15 protein-coding genes are annotated in these 17238 nt (G+C 74.6%); 7 read left to right on the forward strand and 8 right to left on the reverse strand.

The genetic code is table 11. The features are described 5' to 3' along the window. Positions 1–118: 118 nt before the first annotated feature. Positions 119–409 carry a WXG100 family type VII secretion target gene (locus tag AB0637_RS17070; RefSeq protein WP_366173712.1) on the reverse strand — a complete coding sequence of 97 codons (291 nt, stop codon included), beginning with the start codon at positions 407–409 and terminating at the stop codon, positions 119–121. A gap of 168 nt (positions 410–577) precedes the next feature. Between AB0637_RS17070 and AB0637_RS17075 the strand changes: the two genes are divergently transcribed. Beyond that, entirely contained in the window at positions 578–1153 is a 576-nt protein-coding gene (locus AB0637_RS17075; RefSeq protein WP_366173714.1) for a DUF4031 domain-containing protein, read from the forward strand. A gap of 91 nt (positions 1154–1244) precedes the next feature. Here the strand turns inward: AB0637_RS17075 and AB0637_RS17080 are convergent, their stop codons facing one another. From AB0637_RS17080 to AB0637_RS17090, 3 genes are all read right to left on the reverse strand, one after another. After that, positions 1245–2738 carry a trypsin-like peptidase domain-containing protein gene (locus AB0637_RS17080; RefSeq protein WP_366173715.1) on the reverse strand — a complete coding sequence of 498 codons (1494 nt, stop codon included), beginning with the start codon at positions 2736–2738 and terminating at the stop codon, positions 1245–1247. Between the two features lie 94 nt (positions 2739–2832). Next, entirely contained in the window at positions 2833–4443 is a 1611-nt protein-coding gene (locus AB0637_RS17085; protein ID WP_366173716.1) for a HAMP domain-containing sensor histidine kinase, read from the reverse strand. Continuing rightward, positions 4440–5159: a response regulator transcription factor gene (locus AB0637_RS17090; protein WP_366173717.1), complete on the reverse strand. Its 720-nt coding sequence runs from the start codon at positions 5157–5159 to the stop codon at positions 4440–4442. Before AB0637_RS17090 ends, AB0637_RS17085 begins: the two co-directional genes overlap by 4 nt. Before the next feature lie 116 nt (positions 5160–5275). Between AB0637_RS17090 and AB0637_RS17095 the strand changes: the two genes are divergently transcribed. The 4 genes from AB0637_RS17095 (at position 5276) to AB0637_RS17110 (ending at position 9685) form a co-directional block, all read left to right on the forward strand. Further along, positions 5276–6058: a HipA family kinase gene (locus AB0637_RS17095; protein WP_366173718.1), complete on the forward strand. Its 783-nt coding sequence runs from the start codon at positions 5276–5278 to the stop codon at positions 6056–6058. Continuing rightward, positions 6051–6470 carry a DUF3037 domain-containing protein gene (locus AB0637_RS17100; protein WP_366173719.1) on the forward strand — a complete coding sequence of 140 codons (420 nt, stop codon included), beginning with the start codon at positions 6051–6053 and terminating at the stop codon, positions 6468–6470. The genes AB0637_RS17095 and AB0637_RS17100 overlap by 8 nt, the downstream gene beginning before the upstream one ends. Before the next feature lie 67 nt (positions 6471–6537). Continuing rightward, entirely contained in the window at positions 6538–8583 is a 2046-nt protein-coding gene (locus AB0637_RS17105) for a M3 family metallopeptidase (RefSeq protein WP_366173721.1), read from the forward strand. A gap of 85 nt (positions 8584–8668) precedes the next feature. Next, entirely contained in the window at positions 8669–9685 is a 1017-nt protein-coding gene (locus AB0637_RS17110; RefSeq protein ID WP_366173722.1) for an NADPH:quinone reductase, read from the forward strand. 67 nt (positions 9686–9752) lie between these two features. Here the strand turns inward: AB0637_RS17110 and AB0637_RS17115 are convergent, their stop codons facing one another. From AB0637_RS17115 to AB0637_RS17125, 3 genes are all read right to left on the reverse strand, one after another. Next, entirely contained in the window at positions 9753–11426 is a 1674-nt protein-coding gene (locus tag AB0637_RS17115) for a DNA repair helicase XPB (RefSeq protein WP_366173723.1), read from the reverse strand. A 37-nt stretch (positions 11427–11463) separates the two neighbouring features. Next, positions 11464–12303, reverse strand: coding sequence for a DUF4190 domain-containing protein (locus AB0637_RS17120; RefSeq protein WP_366173724.1), 840 nt, complete (start codon positions 12301–12303; stop codon positions 11464–11466). Positions 12304–12387: 84 nt separating this feature from the next. Beyond that, positions 12388–14775, reverse strand: coding sequence for a helicase-associated domain-containing protein (locus tag AB0637_RS17125; RefSeq protein ID WP_366173725.1), 2388 nt, complete (start codon positions 14773–14775; stop codon positions 12388–12390). Positions 14776–14827: 52 nt separating this feature from the next. Between AB0637_RS17125 and AB0637_RS17130 the strand changes: the two genes are divergently transcribed. Together AB0637_RS17130 and AB0637_RS17135 are read left to right on the forward strand one after the other, a co-directional pair. After that, on the forward strand, positions 14828–15355 hold the full coding sequence (locus AB0637_RS17130) for a DinB family protein (RefSeq protein ID WP_366173726.1): 528 nt from the start codon (positions 14828–14830) through the stop codon (positions 15353–15355). 91 nt (positions 15356–15446) lie between these two features. Further along, positions 15447–15917 (forward strand): hypothetical protein, encoded by a 471-nt coding sequence (locus AB0637_RS17135; protein WP_366173727.1) that lies wholly within the window; start codon positions 15447–15449, stop codon positions 15915–15917. Positions 15918–16170: 253 nt separating this feature from the next. On the opposite strand, the gene AB0637_RS17140 is transcribed toward AB0637_RS17135, so the two are convergent. Continuing rightward, positions 16171–17166: a sigma-70 family RNA polymerase sigma factor gene (locus AB0637_RS17140; protein WP_366173728.1), complete on the reverse strand. Its 996-nt coding sequence runs from the start codon at positions 17164–17166 to the stop codon at positions 16171–16173. Between the last annotated feature and the right edge of the window lie 72 nt (positions 17167–17238).

Raw genomic sequence — 17238 nt, forward strand, 5'->3', positions numbered from 1 at the left:
ACCACCGCCCCGTGAGGCGGTGCGCCTGCAGGGCACCGACCGCGGCACCGACCCCGAACACCGCGCTGACCCAGCCGAACGCGGCGCCACGTGGCGCGGGGCCCCTGCTCGTCCGGGGTCAGGACGCGAACATGCGGGCGTTGGCGGCCTCCACGTCCGCGTACTGGCGCCCGGCCGCGGCGAGCGCCCGCTGGATCTCCTCCAGCGAGGTGCGGACGCGGTCCTGGGTGACGCGCCACTGCGACGACAGGGCCTGGAACCCGCTGGCGGCCTGGCCCTTCCAGCACGACTCCAGGTCCAGCAGGTGCCGCATCATGCCGTCGACCTCGGCGGCCAGGTTGGTCGCCGAGGCGGCCACGGCACTGCCGGCCTGCTCCACCCGAGCGCTGTCGACCTCGAACCGGGACATGCGAAACTCCTCCCTCACGCCGGGGGACCCCTCGACGCGGACTCCTGGACCGGGCTCCCCGGTTCCCGACGAACGTAGGACGGTGGCGCAGGCGCACGCGGCGGCCGTCCACAGGTGCGGGGTGTCCCGGGGCGGTCGGCGGTCTGTGGAGACCGGAACGGCACGGTCGTGAGCGTCCTCGTCGACGCAGCGCGGGTCCCTGCCCACGGGACGTGGTGGTCGCACCTCGCCAGCGACACGTCCCCCGCCGAACTGCACGCCTTCGCCGCGCGCCTCGGCGTCCCGCGCCGGGCCTTCGAGGGCGACCACTACGACGTCCCCACCGACCGCGTCCCGGAGGCCCTGGCCCTGGGGGCCGAGCTCGTGACGACGCGAGAACTCCTGGCCCGGGTGCGCGCCGCGGGACTGCGCACGCCCAAGCGCCGCGGCGAGCGGGTCGTCCACACGCAGGTCGTCGCGCGCGGACGCGTCGACGTCGTGCGGGCGGGGCACGTGCCAGCGCCGCACGGCACCCACCGCGTCGTGCGGGCGAGCGCAGGTCGGGTCGTCCTCGGCGAGGACGGGGACCTCCCCGTGCTCACCGCCCCCGGCGACCTGCCCGCCGGTGTCGTCGTGGGGTTCCGGCGTCGGTGGTCCCGCACGCCGGACGGCGTGCGCGTCGAGCACGACGGGCTCGTCGTCCTCGGCGACCTCCCGCGGGACGTCCCGTCCGGCTGGTGGGACCCGTTGCTGCGCAGGGACTGACGACCGCCTCGCACCGGGTGCGCGAAGACCCCCGCCCCCTCACGTGGAGGGAGCGGGGGTCTCGTGCGGCAGGGACCGGAGGGGGACCGGGTCAGTTCTGCGCGCGCGCCGTGAGCGTCGCCGTGAGCGTCTGCTCCGCGCCGTCCCGGACGACGGTGAGCTTCACCGAGCTGCCCACGGCCTTGCCGCGGATCGTGGCGGTGAGCGATTCGAAGCCGTCGACGGTCACGCCATCCACGGCCGTGATGATGTCGCCGGCCTTCAGACCGGCCTGCGCCGCCGGCGAACCGCTCGTCACGTCGACGACCTGGGCGCCCTCGCGCGAGACGTTCCCGACCGTCGCGGTGGCCGGCTGCTCCGCCATGCTCACGCCGAGCAAGGCGTGCTGCGCCGACCCGGACTGGATGAGCTGGTCGGCGATCATCTTGACCTCGTTGGAGGGGATCGCGAACCCCAGGCCGATGCTGCCGGACTGGCTCGAGGACGAGGAGGAGCTCAGCGAGGCGATCGAGGAGTTGATCCCGATGACCTTGCCCGAGGAGTCCAGCAGTGCGCCGCCGGAGTTCCCGGGGTTGATCGCCGCGTCCGTCTGGATCGCGTTCGTCGCGGCCGTCTCCGCGGTCGTCTGCTGCTGCTGCTGCTGACCGCCGCCGAACTGCCCGAACGGGTCCTGCGACTGCGGCTGCTCCTCGGTCTGCGTGGTGACCGGGCGGTTCACCGCGGACACGATGCCCGTCGTGGCGCTGCCGGCCAGGCCGAGCGGGTTGCCCAGCGCCATGACGGCCTGGCCGGCGACGACGTCGCTGGAGTCGGCGAACGTCGCGGCCTTGAGGTCGTTCGGCGGGTCGGTGAGCTGGATGACGGCGAGGTCCGTGGCGGGGTCGGTGCCCTTGATGGTCGCCCGGTACTCGCGGCCGTCGTTGAGCGTCACCGTGATCGTCGCACCCTGGCCCAGGCCGGAGACGACGTGGTTGTTCGTGACGATGTAGCCCTTGGCGGCGTCGTACACGATGCCGGAGCCCTCGGCCTCGGCGTTCTGGCCCGTCACGGTGATCGAGACGACGCTCGGCGCCACCGCGCTGACGACGGCCTGCCAGTTCACGGTCGTCTCGCTCACGCCCTGGATCGGGGCGCTGGAGGAGCTGCTGGACGTGGTGCCGCCGCCGGACCCGCCGGAGGAGTCCTGGCCGAACGCGCCGACGGCCCCCACGGTCACGACGCTGGCCACGAGCGCGCTCGCCAGCGCCACGCCGGCGACGCCCAGCCAGCCGGGGGAGCGGCGCGGGCCGCGGCGGCCACCGCCGCCGCCGCCGCCGTGGTCGTCCCCGCCGCCACCGGGCGGGGTGGGCCCGCCGGGCGTGGCCCACGGGTCCTGCTGGCCGTAGCCGTAGCTGTGGTCGGTCTGCCGGCCGTAGGGGCCCTTGTTCCAGTCCCAGGGCTGCTGCGGCTGCGTGGCGCCGGTGTCGTCGGGACGTCCGTACCCGTCCCCGTACCCCTGCCCGTCGCCACCGCGGGCCTGCGTGGTCAGGGCGCCGGACAGGGGCTGTCCGGTGCCGTCGGTCGTGGGGCGCTGCGGGCCGTTCATCCTCTGCTCACCTCTGCGGTCGCGTCCGGGGTGCTTCGTCTACTCCCCAAGACTCGGCCACGCCGCTGCAGGTGGACCCGGAGGTGGCTGGAACCTAGCTGTGAATCCGGTCGGTGGGGGTGTCCCCGTCCGCGGCCGGGAGCGGCGCGTGCACGCTCTCCTCCACGCTCTCGTCCACCCGCTCCTCGACGGCCTCCGGAGCCGCCCGGAACCGCAGCCGGAAGGTCGCCCCGCCGCCGTCGGTGGGGGCCACGGCGACCGTCCCGCCGTGCAGGTCCACGATCGTGGCGACGATGGCCAGGCCGAGCCCGGAGCCGCCGCCCGCCCCGCGCCGCCGCGAGGAGTCCACGCGGTAGAAGCGCTCGAAGACCTTGTCCGCCTGGTCCGGGGTGAGCCCCGAGCCGTGGTCGCGGACCTCGACGACAGACTCCGGCCCCGACGGACCGAGGGCGCGTCCCACCGCCACCTCCACGGGCGTGCCCTCGGGGGTGTGGTGCACGGCGTTGGCCAGCAGGTTCGTCAGGACCTGGCGCATGCCGGCCTCGTCGGCCACCACGACCGCCGACGCGGGTCCCTCGCCCGGACGCAGCCCCGTGAGGCGGACCGTGCGGTCCGGGGCCAGCGCCCGCGCGTCGTGGACGGCGTCGGAGGCGACGACGACGAGGTCCACGGGTTCGCGGCGGGCCGTCCGTGCGCGCTGCGCCTCGTCGAGCCGGGCCAGCGCCAGCAGGTCCTCGACCAGCCTGCCCAGGCGCGTCGACTCGCCCTCGATGCGGCCCATGACGTGCGCCACGTCGTCGGGTTCGCGCACCGCACCCTGCCGGTAGAGCTCGGCGAAGCCGCGGATCGCGGCCAGCGGTGTCCGCAGCTCGTGGCTGGCGTCGGCGACGAAGCGGCGCATCTGCTCCTCGGAGCGCTCCTGCGCGCGGAACGACGTCTCGATCTGGGACAGCATCGTGTTCAGCGCCGTCGACAGCCGGCCGATCTCGGTCGTCGGCGGGGCGTCCGGCACGCGCCGGGACAGGTCGCCGCCCGCGATGGCCGAGGCGGTCCGCTCGATGTCGTCCAGGGGCCGGAAGCTGCGCCGGATGGCCAGGACGGCGGAGAACGCGCCGAGGACGAGGACGCCCGCGGAGACGACGAGCGCGATCGTGCGGAAGTCCGAGACCGTGCGGGTGGCCCCGGTCAGGGGCAGGGCGACCGCGATGTTGACGCTCTGGTCGGTCCCGGCGATGCGGCCGGGGAAGACCAGCACCCGCCAGGGGTCACCCCCGTCGGAGTCGGCGACCGTGAACGGCTTGCCCTGGTGCGCGCTGACGTACGCCCGCGTCAGCGTCGGCAGTGCGGGCGCCTTCGGGCACTCCTGCTCGCCCTGCGCCCGCGCGCACACCGGGTAGGGGTCGGACCCGTCGACGCCGGCGTAGACGACGTAGTAGTCCGACAGCCACAGGTTGCCGGAGGCCTGCTGGTTGAAGGTGGGGAAGGCCTGCTGGGCGGTGGCCTGACCGCGGACGCGCAGCTCCGTGTCGACCTGGTTGCGCAGGTTCTGCTGCAGCAGCGTCAGCGACACCAGGCTCGTCAGCGTCATGGCCATGAAGAGGAGCACGACGACGATCACCAGCAGCCGCGCCTGCAGGGGCAGCCGGTCCTCGGCCGCCCGCAGCCGTGCCCGCAGGGTCCGCAGCCGTGCCCCGGCCCGGGTCATCCCACCGTCTGCGGGACCCGGAGCACGTAGCCCACCCCCCGCTTGGTGTGGATCAGCGGTTCGAGGCCCTCGGTGTCGAGCTTGCGGCGCAGGTAGGAGATGTAGGACTCCACGATCCCGGCCTCACCGTTGAAGTCGTAGTCCCACACGTGGTCGAGGATCTGCGCCTTCGACAGCACGCGGTTCGGGTTGAGCATGAGGTAGCGCAGCAGCTTGAACTCCGTCGGCGACAGCTCGACCTCGCGGCCCCCGCGACGGACCTCGTGGGAGTCCTCCTCCAGCTCGAGGTCGTGGAAGACGAGCCGGCCGGTGTCCGGGCCGGCGGCGGCCCCCGTGCGGCGCAGCACCGCGCGGATGCGGGCCACGACCTCCTCCAGGCTGAACGGCTTCGTCACGTAGTCGTCGCCGCCGACGGTGAGCCCGGCCACCTTGTCGGCCGTGTCGTCGCGCGCCGTGAGGAAGAGGACGGGGACGGCCCGGCCGCGTTCGCGCAGCTTGCGCGTCACGGTGAAGCCGTCGAGGTCGGGCAGCATGACGTCGAGCACGACCAGGTCCGGACGGAAGTCCTCCGCCAGCTTCAGGGCCTCGGCCCCGTCCGCGGCCGACGCGACGTCGAACCCGGCGAAGCGCAGGCTCGTGGCCAGCAGCTCGCGGATGCTCGGTTCGTCGTCGACGACCAGGAGGCGGGCTTCCGGCGCGGCACCAGCGGATCTCACACTGCCAGTCTGCGACGGGAGGCTGGGAGAGTCCTGGGGACCGGCCCGGAGTCGTGGGTGGGAACTGCGAAGATCCACTGGCCCTGCCGCGGCGGCCCGGGTGGCAGGATGCGACGGTGCTCCGCCGCGTCACCGCCACCCGCTACGTCGTGCCGCTGCGCGAGGGCGGGAGCATGCCGGGCCTGTGCGAGGCCGACGACGACGGCACCTACGTCGTGAAGTTCCACGGAGCGGGCCAGGGGCGGCGCGTCCTCGTGGCCGAGGTCCTCGTCGCGGCGCTCGCGGGCGCCCTGCGCCTCGACGTGCCCGAACTCGTGGTCGCCGACGTCGACCCGGTCATCGGGCGCGGGGAGCCGGACGAGGAGGTGCAGGACCTGCTGCTGCGGTCCCCGGGCGCCAACCTCGGGATGGACTTCCTGCCCGGGGCGCTGTCCTTCGACCCGGCCGTTGACCCGGTCGACCCCGACTGGGCGGCGCGCGTGCTGTGGTTCGACGCGTTCGTCCTCAACGTCGACCGGACCTGGCGCAACCCCAACGCCCTCTGGTGGGCGGGGCGGCCCTGGCTCATCGACCACGGCGCCGCCCTGTACTTCCACCACGACTGGGCGCGCGCGGCGGCCAGCGTGGACCGGCCCCTGCGCCACGTCGAGCACCACCTCCTGCTCCCCGCCGCCGCCCCGGTCGCCGGCGTCGCGGGGGAGTGCGCGGCCGCCCTCACCGACGACGTGCTGGGCGCCGCGGTCGCGTCCCTGCCGCCGGAGTGGGTCGACGACGAACCCGGTTTCGACGACGGTGACGCCGTCCGCCGCGCCTACCTCGAGTGGTTCACCGGCCGGCTCGCGGCGACCGGCTGGCTGGCCGACCTCGACCGTGCCCAGGCGGAGGTCCCTCGTGGCTGAGGCGGAGCTGGACGTCGTCGAGCTGGACGTGTTCGAGTACGCCGTCGTCCGCGTGGTCCCGCGCGTGGACCGGGGTGAGTTCCTCAACGCCGGGATCGTGCTGTGGTGCCGGGCCCGGGAGCACCTCGCGGCCCGCACCCACCTCGACGAGCAGCGCCTGCACGCCCTGGCCGGGAGTCCCGACGTGGACCTGCCGGCGGTGCGGCGCCACCTCGCGGCGCTGGAGGCGGTGTGCGCCGGGGACCCCCGCGCCGGGGCCGCCACGACGGAGGCGAAGGGGGCACGGTTCCGCTGGCTCGTGGCGCCCCGTTCGGCCGTCCTGCAGACCTCGCCCGTGCACTGCGGGCTGACGGCCGACCCGGCCGCCGAACTGGACCGGCTGCTGACGCGGCTGGTCCGGCCCGGCGGCTGAGGGGGTTCGGGAGCAGGACGTCCGGGGTGGGACGCTCCCCGGCCGTGGGGTGGGGCAGGATCGGTCCATGGACCTGCCGGAGTCGAACCCCTTCGCCGCCCCGAGCGACCTGCCCTTCGCCGTTCCGCCGTTCGACCGCATCCGCACCGAGCACTTCGCCCCGGCCTTCGAGGCCGGGGTCGAGGCCCACCGCGCCGAACTCGACGCGCTGTTCGCCCAGGACCTGAGCGCCGCGGAGTTCCTCGACGCCCTGGAGTCGACGGGACGTCTGCTGGGGCGGGCCGAGGCGGTGTTCTTCAACCTCGTCGGCACCGACGCCGACGACGCGCTGCGCGCGGTGCAGGCCGAGTGGAGCCCGCGGCTGGCCGCGCACCACGACGCCGTGCGGCTCGACCCCCGGCTCGTGGCACGGGTGCAGGCGCTGCACGAGGACCCGTCGGCCGACCTCGACGCCGAACAGCGCCGGCTCCTGGACCGGCTGCACCGCGACGCGGCGCGGTCCGGGGCGCTGCTCGACGCGGCGGGACAGGCGCGGCTGCGCGAGCTCAACGAGGAACTCTCGCGGCTCACGACCGCCTTCGACGTCGAACTGCTCGCCGACACCAACGACCTCGCCGTCCACGTCACCGACGCCGCCGACCTCGACGGGCTGGGCCCGGCCGAACTCGCCCGGGCCGCCGCGGCCGCCGGCGACCGCGGCGGGTACCTGCTCCCGCTGGGCCTGCCCTCCGGCCAGCCGGTGCTGGAGTCGCTGCACCGCAGGCAGACCCGGCGCCGGGTGCACGAGGCGTCGGTGGCCCGCGGCGGCCGCGGCGGTCCGCACGACACGCGAGCCGTCCTGCAGCGCATCGCGGGTCTGCGCGCCGAACGGGCGGTCCTGCTGGGGTTCGCCGACCACGCGTCCTGGGTCGTGGCCGACGAGACGGCCGGTGACGTCGAGGCCGCCGTGGGCATGCTGCGCCGCCTCGCCCCCGCGGCCGTCGCGAACGCCCGGGCGGAGGAGGCCGAACTCACCGACCTGCTGCACGCCGACGGCTTCGAGGGACCGCTCGAACCCTGGGACTGGGCCTACTACGCCGAACGCCTGCGGCGCGAGCGGTACGCGGTGGACACCGAGGCGCTGCGGCCGTGGTTCGAGCTCGAACGCGTCCTCGTCGACGGCGTCTTCGCGACGGCGACGGCGCTCTACGGGTTGACGTTCTCCGAACGCACGGACGTCCCGGTGTTCTCGGCCGACGTGCGCGCCTTCGAGGTCGCCGACGCAACCGGCCCCCTCGGGTTGTACCTGTTCGACCCGTACGCCCGGCCGTCCAAGCGCGGCGGTGCGTGGATGAGTTCGTTCGTCGAGCAGTCCCGGCTGCTGGGGGAGCAGCCCGTCGTCGTGAACTGCCTCAACGTGCCCAAGCCGGCGGACGGCGACCCGGCCCTGCTGAGCGTCGACGAGGTCGAGACGCTGTTCCACGAGTTCGGGCACACGCTGCACGGACTGCTGTCCGACGTGCACTACCCCCGGTTCTCCGGGACGAGCGTGCCCCGCGACTTCGTCGAGTTCCCCTCCCAGGTCAACGAGTTCTGGGGGTTCGAACCCGAGGTCCTCGCCCGCTACGCCCGGCACGTCACGACGGGGGAACCGCTGCCCGAGGGCGCGGCCGAACGCCTGCGCGCCGCCCGCGCCTACGGGCAGGGGTTCGGCACGACGGAGTACCTCGCGGCGGCCCTGCTCGACATGGCCTGGCACCGGGTCGCGCCGGGGGCGTTCGAGGGCGCCGGGCCGGACGAGGTCGGCCGGTTCGAGGCGGCCGCGCTGGCCGAGGCCGGGGTCGCCCTCGACGCCGTCCCGCCGCGCTACCGCAGCACCTACTTCCACCACGTGTTCGGCGGCGGGTACGCGGCCGGCTACTACTCCTACGTGTGGAGCGAGGTGCTCGACGCCGACACCGTCGAGTGGTTCGCCGAGAACGGCGGGTTGCGGCGGGAGAACGGCGACCGGTTCCGGGCGACCGTGCTCTCCCGCGGGGGCAGCGTCGACCCGCTCGCCGCCTACCGCGAGTTCCGCGGTCGCGACGCCCGCATCGAGCCGCTGCTGCGGCGGCGCCAGCTCGTGGAGGCCTGAGCCCGTCCCCCGCCCGCACCGTTCCCGTCCCGCCGCGCCGCCGGGCGCGTGGAACAGGACGGGCGGGCGCGGGGTTCGCCCCCACGTGAGAGCTGTCGTGTACTCCGAGACCGGCCCGTCCTCCGTCCTGCGCCTGGAGGAGCGCCCCCTGCCCGAACCCGGCGCCGGCGAGGTCCGCCTGCGCGTCGTCGTGTCGGGCGTCAACCCGACCGACTGGAAGTCCCGCAGCGGCGGCACGGCCTCGTTGGCGTTCCCCGAGGCCACACCCAACCAGGACGGTGCGGGCGTCGTCGACGCCGTCGGCCCCGGCGTGAGCGACCTCGCCGTCGGCGACCGGGTGTGGACGTGCATGGCCGCCCAGGACCGGCCCACCGGCACCGCGCAGGAGTTCACCGTCCTGCCCACCGACCGCGTGACCCGGTTGCCCGACGGCGTGTCCTTCGACGTCGGCGCCTCGCTGGGCGTGCCCGCCGTCACCGCCCACCGCGCCTTGACGGTGGCCGAGGACGGCCCGCGTCGCCTCGCCCCGGGCGCGTTGGAGGGCCGCACGGTCCTCGTCGCCGGAGGAGCGGGGGCGGTCGGGAACGCCGCGATCCAGCTCGCCCGCTGGGCGGGGGCCACCGTGGTCACCACGGTCAGCGGCCCGGAGAAGGCTGCGCTGGCGCAGGCTGCGGGAGCCCACCACGTCGTGAACTACCGCGAGGGCGACGCGGTCGCGGCGATCCGCCAGGTCGCACCCGACGGCGTCGACCTCGTCGTCGAGGTCGCCCCGGCGCAGAACGCGGCCCTCGACGCCCAGGTCGTCAAGGCCCGCGCCTCCATCGCCGTCTACGCCAACAACGGCGGTGACGAGGTGCGCCTCGACGTGCGCCCGAACATGGTCGCCAACGCGCGCTGGCAGTTCATCCTCATGTACACGATGGGCGCCGACGCCCTCGCCCACGCGGCCGAGGACGTCACCGCGGCCGTGCGGGACGGGGCGTTCGGGGTGGGCGAGGAGCACGGCCTGCCGCTGACCCGCTTCACACTGCAGGACACCGCGAAGGCCCACGACGCCGTCGAGGGCGGGGTCGTCGGCAAGGTGCTCGTCGACGTCGGCTGACCGGCCACGTCACGACGCGAGGACGCCCCGGACCGCGATGGTCCGGGGCGTCCTCGTGCGTGGTGCGTCAGTCCGGCAGCACGCCGTTGGCGTCCGGGACCCCGCCGTCGATGTCGTCGGCGTCCACGATCCGGTAGGCGTAGCCCTGCTCGGCGAGGAAGCGCTGCCGGTGCGCCGCGAAGTCCTGGTCCTTGGTGTCGCGGGAGACGACGGTGTAGAACCGCGCCGACCCGTGGTCGCCCTTGGGGCGCAGGACGCGGCCCAGGCGCTGGGCCTCCTCCTGGCGGGACCCGAAGGACCCGGACACCTGGATCGCGACCTTCGCCTCGGGCAGGTCGATGGAGAAGTTCGCCACCTTGCTGACGACGAGCGTCGTGATCTCGCCCTGGCGGAACGCCTCGAAGAGGCGCTGGCGCTCCTTGACCGTCGTGTCGCCCTTGATGACCGGCGCGTCGAGGCGGTTGCCGAGGTCGTCGAGCTGGTCGATGTACTGGCCGATGACCAGGGTCGGTTCGCCCTGGTGCTGGGCCACCAGCTTCTCCACCACGCGCGACTTCGCCGGCGACGTGGCGCACAACCGGTACCGCTCGTCGTCCTCGGCCGTCGCGTACGCCAGCCGCTCGGAGTCGGGCAGCGTGACGCGGACCTCCACGCAGTCGGCGGGCGCGATGTAGCCCTGCGCCTCGATGTCCTTCCAGGGCGCGTCGTACCGCTTGGGGCCGATGAGGGAGAACACGTCGCCCTCGCGGCCGTCCTCGCGCACGAGCGTCGCGGTGAGCCCCAGGCGACGACGGGCCTGCAGGTCGGCCGTCATCCGGAAGATCGGGGCGGGCAGGAGGTGCACCTCGTCGTAGACGATGAGGCCCCAGTCGCGGGCGTCGAACAGCTCCAGGTGCGGGTAGACGCCCTTCCGCTTCGTCGTCACGACCTGGTACGTCGCGATGGTGACCGGGCGGATCTCCTTGCGGGCACCGGAGTACTCGCCGATCTCGTCCTCGGTGAGCGAGGTGCGCTTGATGAGCTCGTCGCGCCACTGCCGGGCCGAGACGGTGTTCGTCACGAGGATGAGGGTCGTCGCGCGGGCCCGGGCCATCGCACCGGCGCCGACCAGCGTCTTGCCCGCGCCGCAGGGCAGGACGACGACACCGGAACCGCCGTGCCAGAAGCCCTCGACCGCGTCGTTCTGGTACGGCCGCAACGTCCAGCCGTCCTCCGCGAGGTCGATGGGGTGCGCCTCGCCGTCGACGTAGCCCGCGAGGTCCTCCGCGGGCCAGCCCAGCTTGAGCAGCACCTGCTTGAGGTTGCCGCGTTCGCTCGGGTGCACGCGCACGGTGTCGGGCGCGAGGCGGTCGCCGAGCAGGGGCGAGGCCTTCTTGTTGCGCAGCACCTCCTCGAGGACGGGGGCGTCGAGGGCGCGCAGCAGCAGGCCCTCGGTCTCGTCCTTGACGATCTGCAGACGGCCGTAGCGCGCCATCGTCTCGGCCACGTCGACCAGCAGCGCGTGCGGGACGGAGTAGCGGGAGAACTCCAGCAGGGTGTCGACGACCTGTTCGGCGTCGTGGCCCGCCGCCCGGGCGTTCCACAGGCCCAGTGGGGTCAGCCGGTAGGTGTGGACGTGCTCGGGGGCGCGCTCGAGCTCGGCGAACGGGGCGATCGCCGCCCGGCAGGCTCCGGCCCGTGGGTGGTCGACCTCCAGGAGCAGCGTCTTGTCGCTCTGGACGATGAGGGGTCCGTCGGTCACCTGGTGGTCAACTCCGCGTGGGCTCGGGAACTTCCGGTCATCGGGGGAACAGCACGCTCACGGAGTTGGAGTTGGAGTCGAACGAGCTGCCGCTGTCGAAGCCGCCGTTCGCGCCGATGGCGATGAAGACGATGAGGCCGATGATCCCCAGCACGGTGATCCCGATGTTCACCCAGGCGCAGATCTTGCCCGCCATGAGGTACCCGAGGCCGCGCTTGGTGCCGCCGGACTCCATGATCTCGCGGCGCGCGCCCGGTGTGAGGGCCAGCGCGACGATCGCGGCGATCCAGCCCAGCCCCGTGAAGAAGAGGACCAGGCCGCCGACGGACGTCCAGCACACGGCGTGCGCCATGCCCGTCACCTTCGGGCCCTCGGAGGAGGGGTACTGCTGGTTGTACTGCGGGGCGCCGTACGCGCCGTAGCCGCCGGCCGCCGGGAACTGCTCGTTCTGCTGCGGGGCCCCGTACTGCTGCCCGTACCCGGACTGCTGCCCGTAGCCCTGCTGCCCGTAGCCCTGCTGCCCGTGACCCTGCTGGCTGTAGCCCGACGGCTGACCCTGCTGGCCGTACCCGGACTGCCCGTACTGCTGGCCGGGCTGCTGGCCGGGCTGCTGGCCCGACTGCCCGTATCCCGACGGCTGACCCTGCTGGCCGGCCTCGCCGTAGCGCGGCAGCCCCTCCTTGGGGGCCTGGCCACCCGTGGGCTGCGCCTGCGTCGACGCGTCGGCCGACGAGCCCGTCCGGTAGGGGTCGTGCGCGTCCCGGCCGTCGGTGCCGTCCTGCTGCTCACCGGTCCGGTAGGGGTCCTGCGGGGCCGGGTCCGCGTCCGGCTTCTCCCACCAGGAGCGCTGCCCGTCGCCCTGCCCGCTGTCAGTCATCGTCGTCCGCACTCCGAGTCTCGTCCGCTGGTGGATCCGTTCGTGGGTCGACGCTAGCCGACGGCGCCGACACGCACCTCACGCTCAGGGCTCGGCGTGGACCACTCCGGTGACCCGGTGGACGGAGAAGGACCGCACCGTTCGTTCGGTGTGGTCGAAGGCCGTGATCCGTCCTCCGTCGACGCCGAGGGCGTCGACCAGGTGCCGGCCGGCGGCACCTGTGGTGTCCACGTACCCGATCCAGACGGGCTGGCGCCGGGCCACGGCCTCGCGCAGCACCGACAACGACGTCGTCGGGTCCATCGTCGGCAGCGCCGGGGCGTGCTTGTGCCGGTCCCGCTTGCGCTCCAGTTCGGCGATGTCCTCGTCCCCGCCGCGCAGCGTCTGCACGGCGGCCGCGACGAGCGAGGGACCCGGGACGGGAGGTTCCCCCGTCACGGGGCGCGGCGGTGCGGTGGGGCGGGTGCGGGCGGCGGTGGGGCGGCGCACGACGAGCTCCCCGGACGGCCCTTCGGCGGCGGGCGCCGCGCCGACCTCGCGCAGCACCGCGAGCACCTCGTCCGGTTCGGCGGCGGCCGCGAGCACCGTCGGCGCCAGCAGGCGCAACCGCAGTGCGGCGCAGCGCTTGTCGGCGACGAGCTCGGCCAGCAGGGCCGGGTCCTCGGCCCGCACGTACGCGGCGGCGCGCCCGACGCGGACCCGACCGTGCCGCCGGGCGACGTCGCGCACCAGGTACTCCAGGGGCTGCGGAACGCCGGTGGAGGACAGCTCGGCGAGGAAGGACAAGGCCTCGTCGGCCGTCGTCCCCTCGTCCAGTCCCCGCCGCACCGACGTCGGGTCGAAGCGGTAGACGGTCGCCCCGCCCCGGCTCTCGACCCGGGCGAGGGCCTCGAGCCGGCGGGCGAGCACCGGGTCCAAGGGGCCCGGGGCGACAGCCGTCAGGTCCGCCTGCAGCAGGACCTCCCGCACGGGGGCGGGCAGCGTCGACTCCAGCGCCCGTCGCGCGCCCTCCTCCTCGCCCGCCAGGAGCGCCCGGCCCGCCGGGGACAGCGCCCCCGCGCCGAGGACGCCGAGCCAGCTCGCGTCGCGCAGCGTCCAGGCGACGAGGTCCTCCCGCAGCCGGCTCGCGCGCCGCGGCGCGGCCCAGCGCAGTCGCGCGGCCAGACCCGCGGCGTCGGCCGCGTGGCCCTGCGGCAGAGCCGCGAGCTCGGCGAGCACGGCGAGACGGACGGCCGGGGCGGATGCGCGGTCGAGGTCGGAGCCCAGGGCGTTGCGCGGGGAGTCCTTCGCGTCCCGGGTGCCGACCATGGCGGGAACGCGGGTCGTCGCCAGCCAGGCCGACGCGAGCGTCAGCCAGCGCTCACCCGGGCCCTCCTCCAGCCAGGCGTCGAACGCCGGAGTCGGCACCCACCGGGGTTCGACCTCGCCGTCGTCGGCGACGAGACCCGCCACCCACGCCGTCTCGACGACGAGGGCCGCGGTCGGTTCGTCGACCTCCAGCGCGGTGGCCGTCCGTCGCAGGTCCCGCACGCCCACCCCGCCGGCGCGCAGGACGGGTGGTCCGGCGGTGCCCCACCAGCGACCCAGCTCGGCGACCAGCCGGCACGCCTCGGTGGCGGCTTCGGCCGAGGCCGCGAGCACCTGCGCCGCAGGCCGTTCCGTCGTGGCGAGTATTGGGGGCACCCGTTCGGCCACCCGGTGCACGCGTCCGCCGCGCAGCGCGAGCCCCACCTCGCGCGGCAGCACGACCGTCCCCGGACCGGAGACGGCGAGCAGGCCGTGGGACAGCAGCCACTCGACCGGGCCGCTGGCCGAGGCCGCGCGGACCTGCCGGTCGGCGCGTTCGACCGCACCCGTGGGCGGGCCCCACGCCAGCTTGTCCAGCACGGCCCGGACGCCCTCGGGGGCGTCCTGCAGCAGCGCCTCGACCGTGCCGGGCGCGGCGAGGTGCTCGGCCAGGCGTCGCAGCGCGACCTCCGGGTCGAAGCTGACCTCCAGGTCGAGGTCCTCCAGCAGTTCGGCCAGCCGTTGCGGCGAGCGCCGGCCGAGCGCCTCCGAGAGCGGCGGGCCCAGACCGGCCGGGTGCGGGCCGAGGAGGTCGCGGACGGCCGCGACGAGGTGCAGCCGCCGGTCCGGCCCCCACACGAGGGCCCGCCGGCGCAGGTCGGCGACGACGTCGCCCGCCTTGGCGCCCCACGCCTTCGACACCGCGGTGACGCTCGTCGGATCCGGCAGGACGGTCAGCACCTCGGCCACCTGCAGGAGGGGGGTGTCGAGCCGTTCCAGCGCCCGTTGCGTGCTCGCCCGCGTCGTCGCCCGCGTCGCGAGCGCCGTCGAGGAGGTGGGCAGGGGGGCGGCGAGGTCTGGCCGCGCGGCGAAGAGGAGCCGCAGGTCCTCGTCCGTGCGGGCGCGCAGGTCCTCGGCGAGGGTGCGGGGAGCTGACTTGGGCGCTCGAGCCGGGGCCGTGGACATCGGGGCGAGTTTAGGGCTGTGCTCCGACACCGGCCGGTCGTAGCGTGCGGCTGTGACGACCGACGAGTCCGGCACCGCGCAGTCCCCCTCCCCCGAACGCGCCGCGCTGCTGTCGGCGCTGGCCAAGCACCGGTGGCTGTTCACCGCCACCCTCACCGACCTCAGCGACGAGCAGGCCGCCGCCCGCACGACCGTCAGCGAGCTGTGCCTGGGCGGGTTGGTCAAGCACGTCGCGGACACCGAGGACCAGTGGGTGCGGTTCGTCCACGACGGCCCCGCCGCGTTCTCCTCGTTCGAGGACACCGACTGGCAGGCCCGCGCCGACTCCTTCCGGCTGCTGCCGGGGGAGACGGTCGCCGGGGTGCTCGCCGACTACGCCGCCGTCGCCGCCCGGACCGACGAGGCCGTGCGCACCGTCGACCTCGACCGGGCGTTCCCGCTGCCGGAGGCGCCCTGGTTCGCACCGGAGGAGTGGTCGGCCCGGCGTGTCTTCCTGCACCTGCTCGCCGAGGTCTCCCAGCACGCCGGCCACGCCGACGTGCTGCGCGAGGCGGTCGACGGCCGGAAGTCGATGGGCTGATCCGCAGCGGACCCCGGCCGCGGGATGCGCTGCGACGCCGGCGCGGATTCCCTGCGGCCCAAGGTGGAGCGCGGTGGAGGGGAGGACCGACGTGGCAGACCGCGGGGCGCGGGCACCGGAGCCGGCGCGCGGGTGGGACGTGGACGAGGCGGCCGTGATGGCGGTCTTCCAGCGGCGTGCCGCCGTCCAGCTCTCCGAGGAGTCGGTGATCGCCGACGCCTTCGCCCTGCCGACGGCCGTCCGCGGTGCGCTGCAGCGGTTGGTGGCCCGGGGTGACTTGGTGCGGCAGGAGGGTGATCCCGTGTTCCTGCGTCGGCCGCAGGACAGCTTCCGCGGATTGCTGCGCGGCTACGCGGTGCGGGCGGTGCTGGGCGTCGCGGTGGGTCTGCTGCTGGCCTGGCTGCTGCAGAGCGTGGGGGTCCTGCACGGCTCACTCGGTGAGCCGGCGGTGCTGTTCGCCGTCCTGGGGTCGGTCCCCGTCGTCGCGTTGGTCTGGCGCGAGAGTCGGTACCGCCGCCGGCGTGCGGCACCCTCGAGGCCGCGGGCGAGTCCGCAGGACTGAACGGGCTCGACAGGACCGGGCTCGGTCGCGGGCGGAGGGGTCACGGGGGCGTCCTGCTGCAGTGAGGAGGTGCGGGGTTCGGAAGGACGGGGGGCTGCGTCGGGTGCGCACCCGCTGACCAGGGCCACCGCCAGCAGCGACGTCGCGGAGGGATGGAGCGCTCCTCGCACGGTGCCCAGCCCAGGACGCGCGCGACGGGGCGTGGGTGCTCTCGCCGGTCGTCGCCCGTTCGGCTGAGCGTCGGGGGACCTCCTCAGACGGGCGGCTCCTGCGGGAAGCCGAAGAGCTCGAACAGCCGCGTGTCGAGGAAGGACGTGATGCGCGCGATCTTCCCGTCGGCCAGTTCCAGCGCCTGGACGGCGAACGGCACGAGTTGCCCGTCCGCCCCGATCGGCTTGTAGTGCACGAACGCCGGGGACCCGTTCATCGTCACCGGCACGAGCTTGGACCCGCGGCACTGGTGCCCTGGCCCGAGCATCCACGCGGCGATGTCGTCCGCACCCTCCAGCCACAGCTCGAACGGCGGCATGTTCTGGGTGACGTCGGCGGCCAGCAGTTCGACGAACGCCTCGATGTCGTAGGCCTCGAAGGCGCGGACGTACTGCTCGAGGAGGGCCTGGTGGCTCGGGCCGAGCGGTTCGGTGCGGCCCACGTCGGGACGTTCGGCGAGGGTGGCCCGGGCCCGCTGCAGAGCGCTGTTCACCGAGGCCGTCGTCGTCTCCAGCAGGGACGCGACCTCGTCGGCCTTCCAGCGCAGCACGTCCCGCAGGATCAGGACGGCCCGCTGCCGCGGGGGCAGGTGCTGCAGGGCGGCGACGAAGGCCAGGCGCACCGACTCGCGCGCCACCGCCACGTCCGCGGGGTCGCCGGCCTCGGGGAGCACCCGCTCGTCGACCATCGGTTCCAGCCAGGTGTCCTCGCCGCGCGTGCGCACCAGGGACGCCTCGACCGGCTCCCACGCCGTCGCCGACAGGTCCATGGGCCGCGCACGCTTGCCGCGCGTCTCGATCGTCGTCAGGCAGACGTTGGTCGCGATGCGGTAGAGCCAGGACCGGACGCCCGAGCGGCCCTCGAAGCCGTCGACCGACTTCCACGCGCGGACCATCGTGTCCTGCACCGCGTCCTCGGCGTCGAACGCCGAACCCAGCATCCGGTAGCAGTAGCCGCGCAGCTCGGCCCGGCGCGCCGCGAGTTCGCGCTCGAGCTCGTCGCGGGTCAGGGGGCTGGTCCCGGGAGCGGTCGTCGTCACAGGGTCAGCACAGCACAGACCCCCGACACGGGGGGAGACCCTTCCGGGCCCCGGTTCACCTCCGGCGGCGGA

Source organism: Kineococcus sp. NPDC059986 (assembly GCF_040702905.1).
GTDB lineage: Bacteria > Actinomycetota > Actinomycetes > Actinomycetales > Kineococcaceae > Kineococcus.

Excerpts from the sequence above, each read along its gene's own strand:
- AB0637_RS17070 (WP_366173712.1), bottom strand. The coding sequence starts at position 409 with ATGTCCCGGTTCGAGGTCGACAGCGCTCGGGTGGAGCAGGCCGGCAGT.
- AB0637_RS17080 (WP_366173715.1), bottom strand. The coding sequence starts at position 2,738 with ATGAACGGCCCGCAGCGCCCCACGACCGACGGCACCGGACAGCCCCTG.
- AB0637_RS17085 (WP_366173716.1), bottom strand. The coding sequence starts at position 4,443 with ATGACCCGGGCCGGGGCACGGCTGCGGACCCTGCGGGCACGGCTGCGG.
- AB0637_RS17105 (WP_366173721.1), top strand. The coding sequence starts at position 6,538 with ATGGACCTGCCGGAGTCGAACCCCTTCGCCGCCCCGAGCGACCTGCCC.
- AB0637_RS17120 (WP_366173724.1), bottom strand. The coding sequence starts at position 12,303 with ATGACTGACAGCGGGCAGGGCGACGGGCAGCGCTCCTGGTGGGAGAAG.
- AB0637_RS17125 (WP_366173725.1), bottom strand. The coding sequence starts at position 14,775 with ATGTCCACGGCCCCGGCTCGAGCGCCCAAGTCAGCTCCCCGCACCCTC.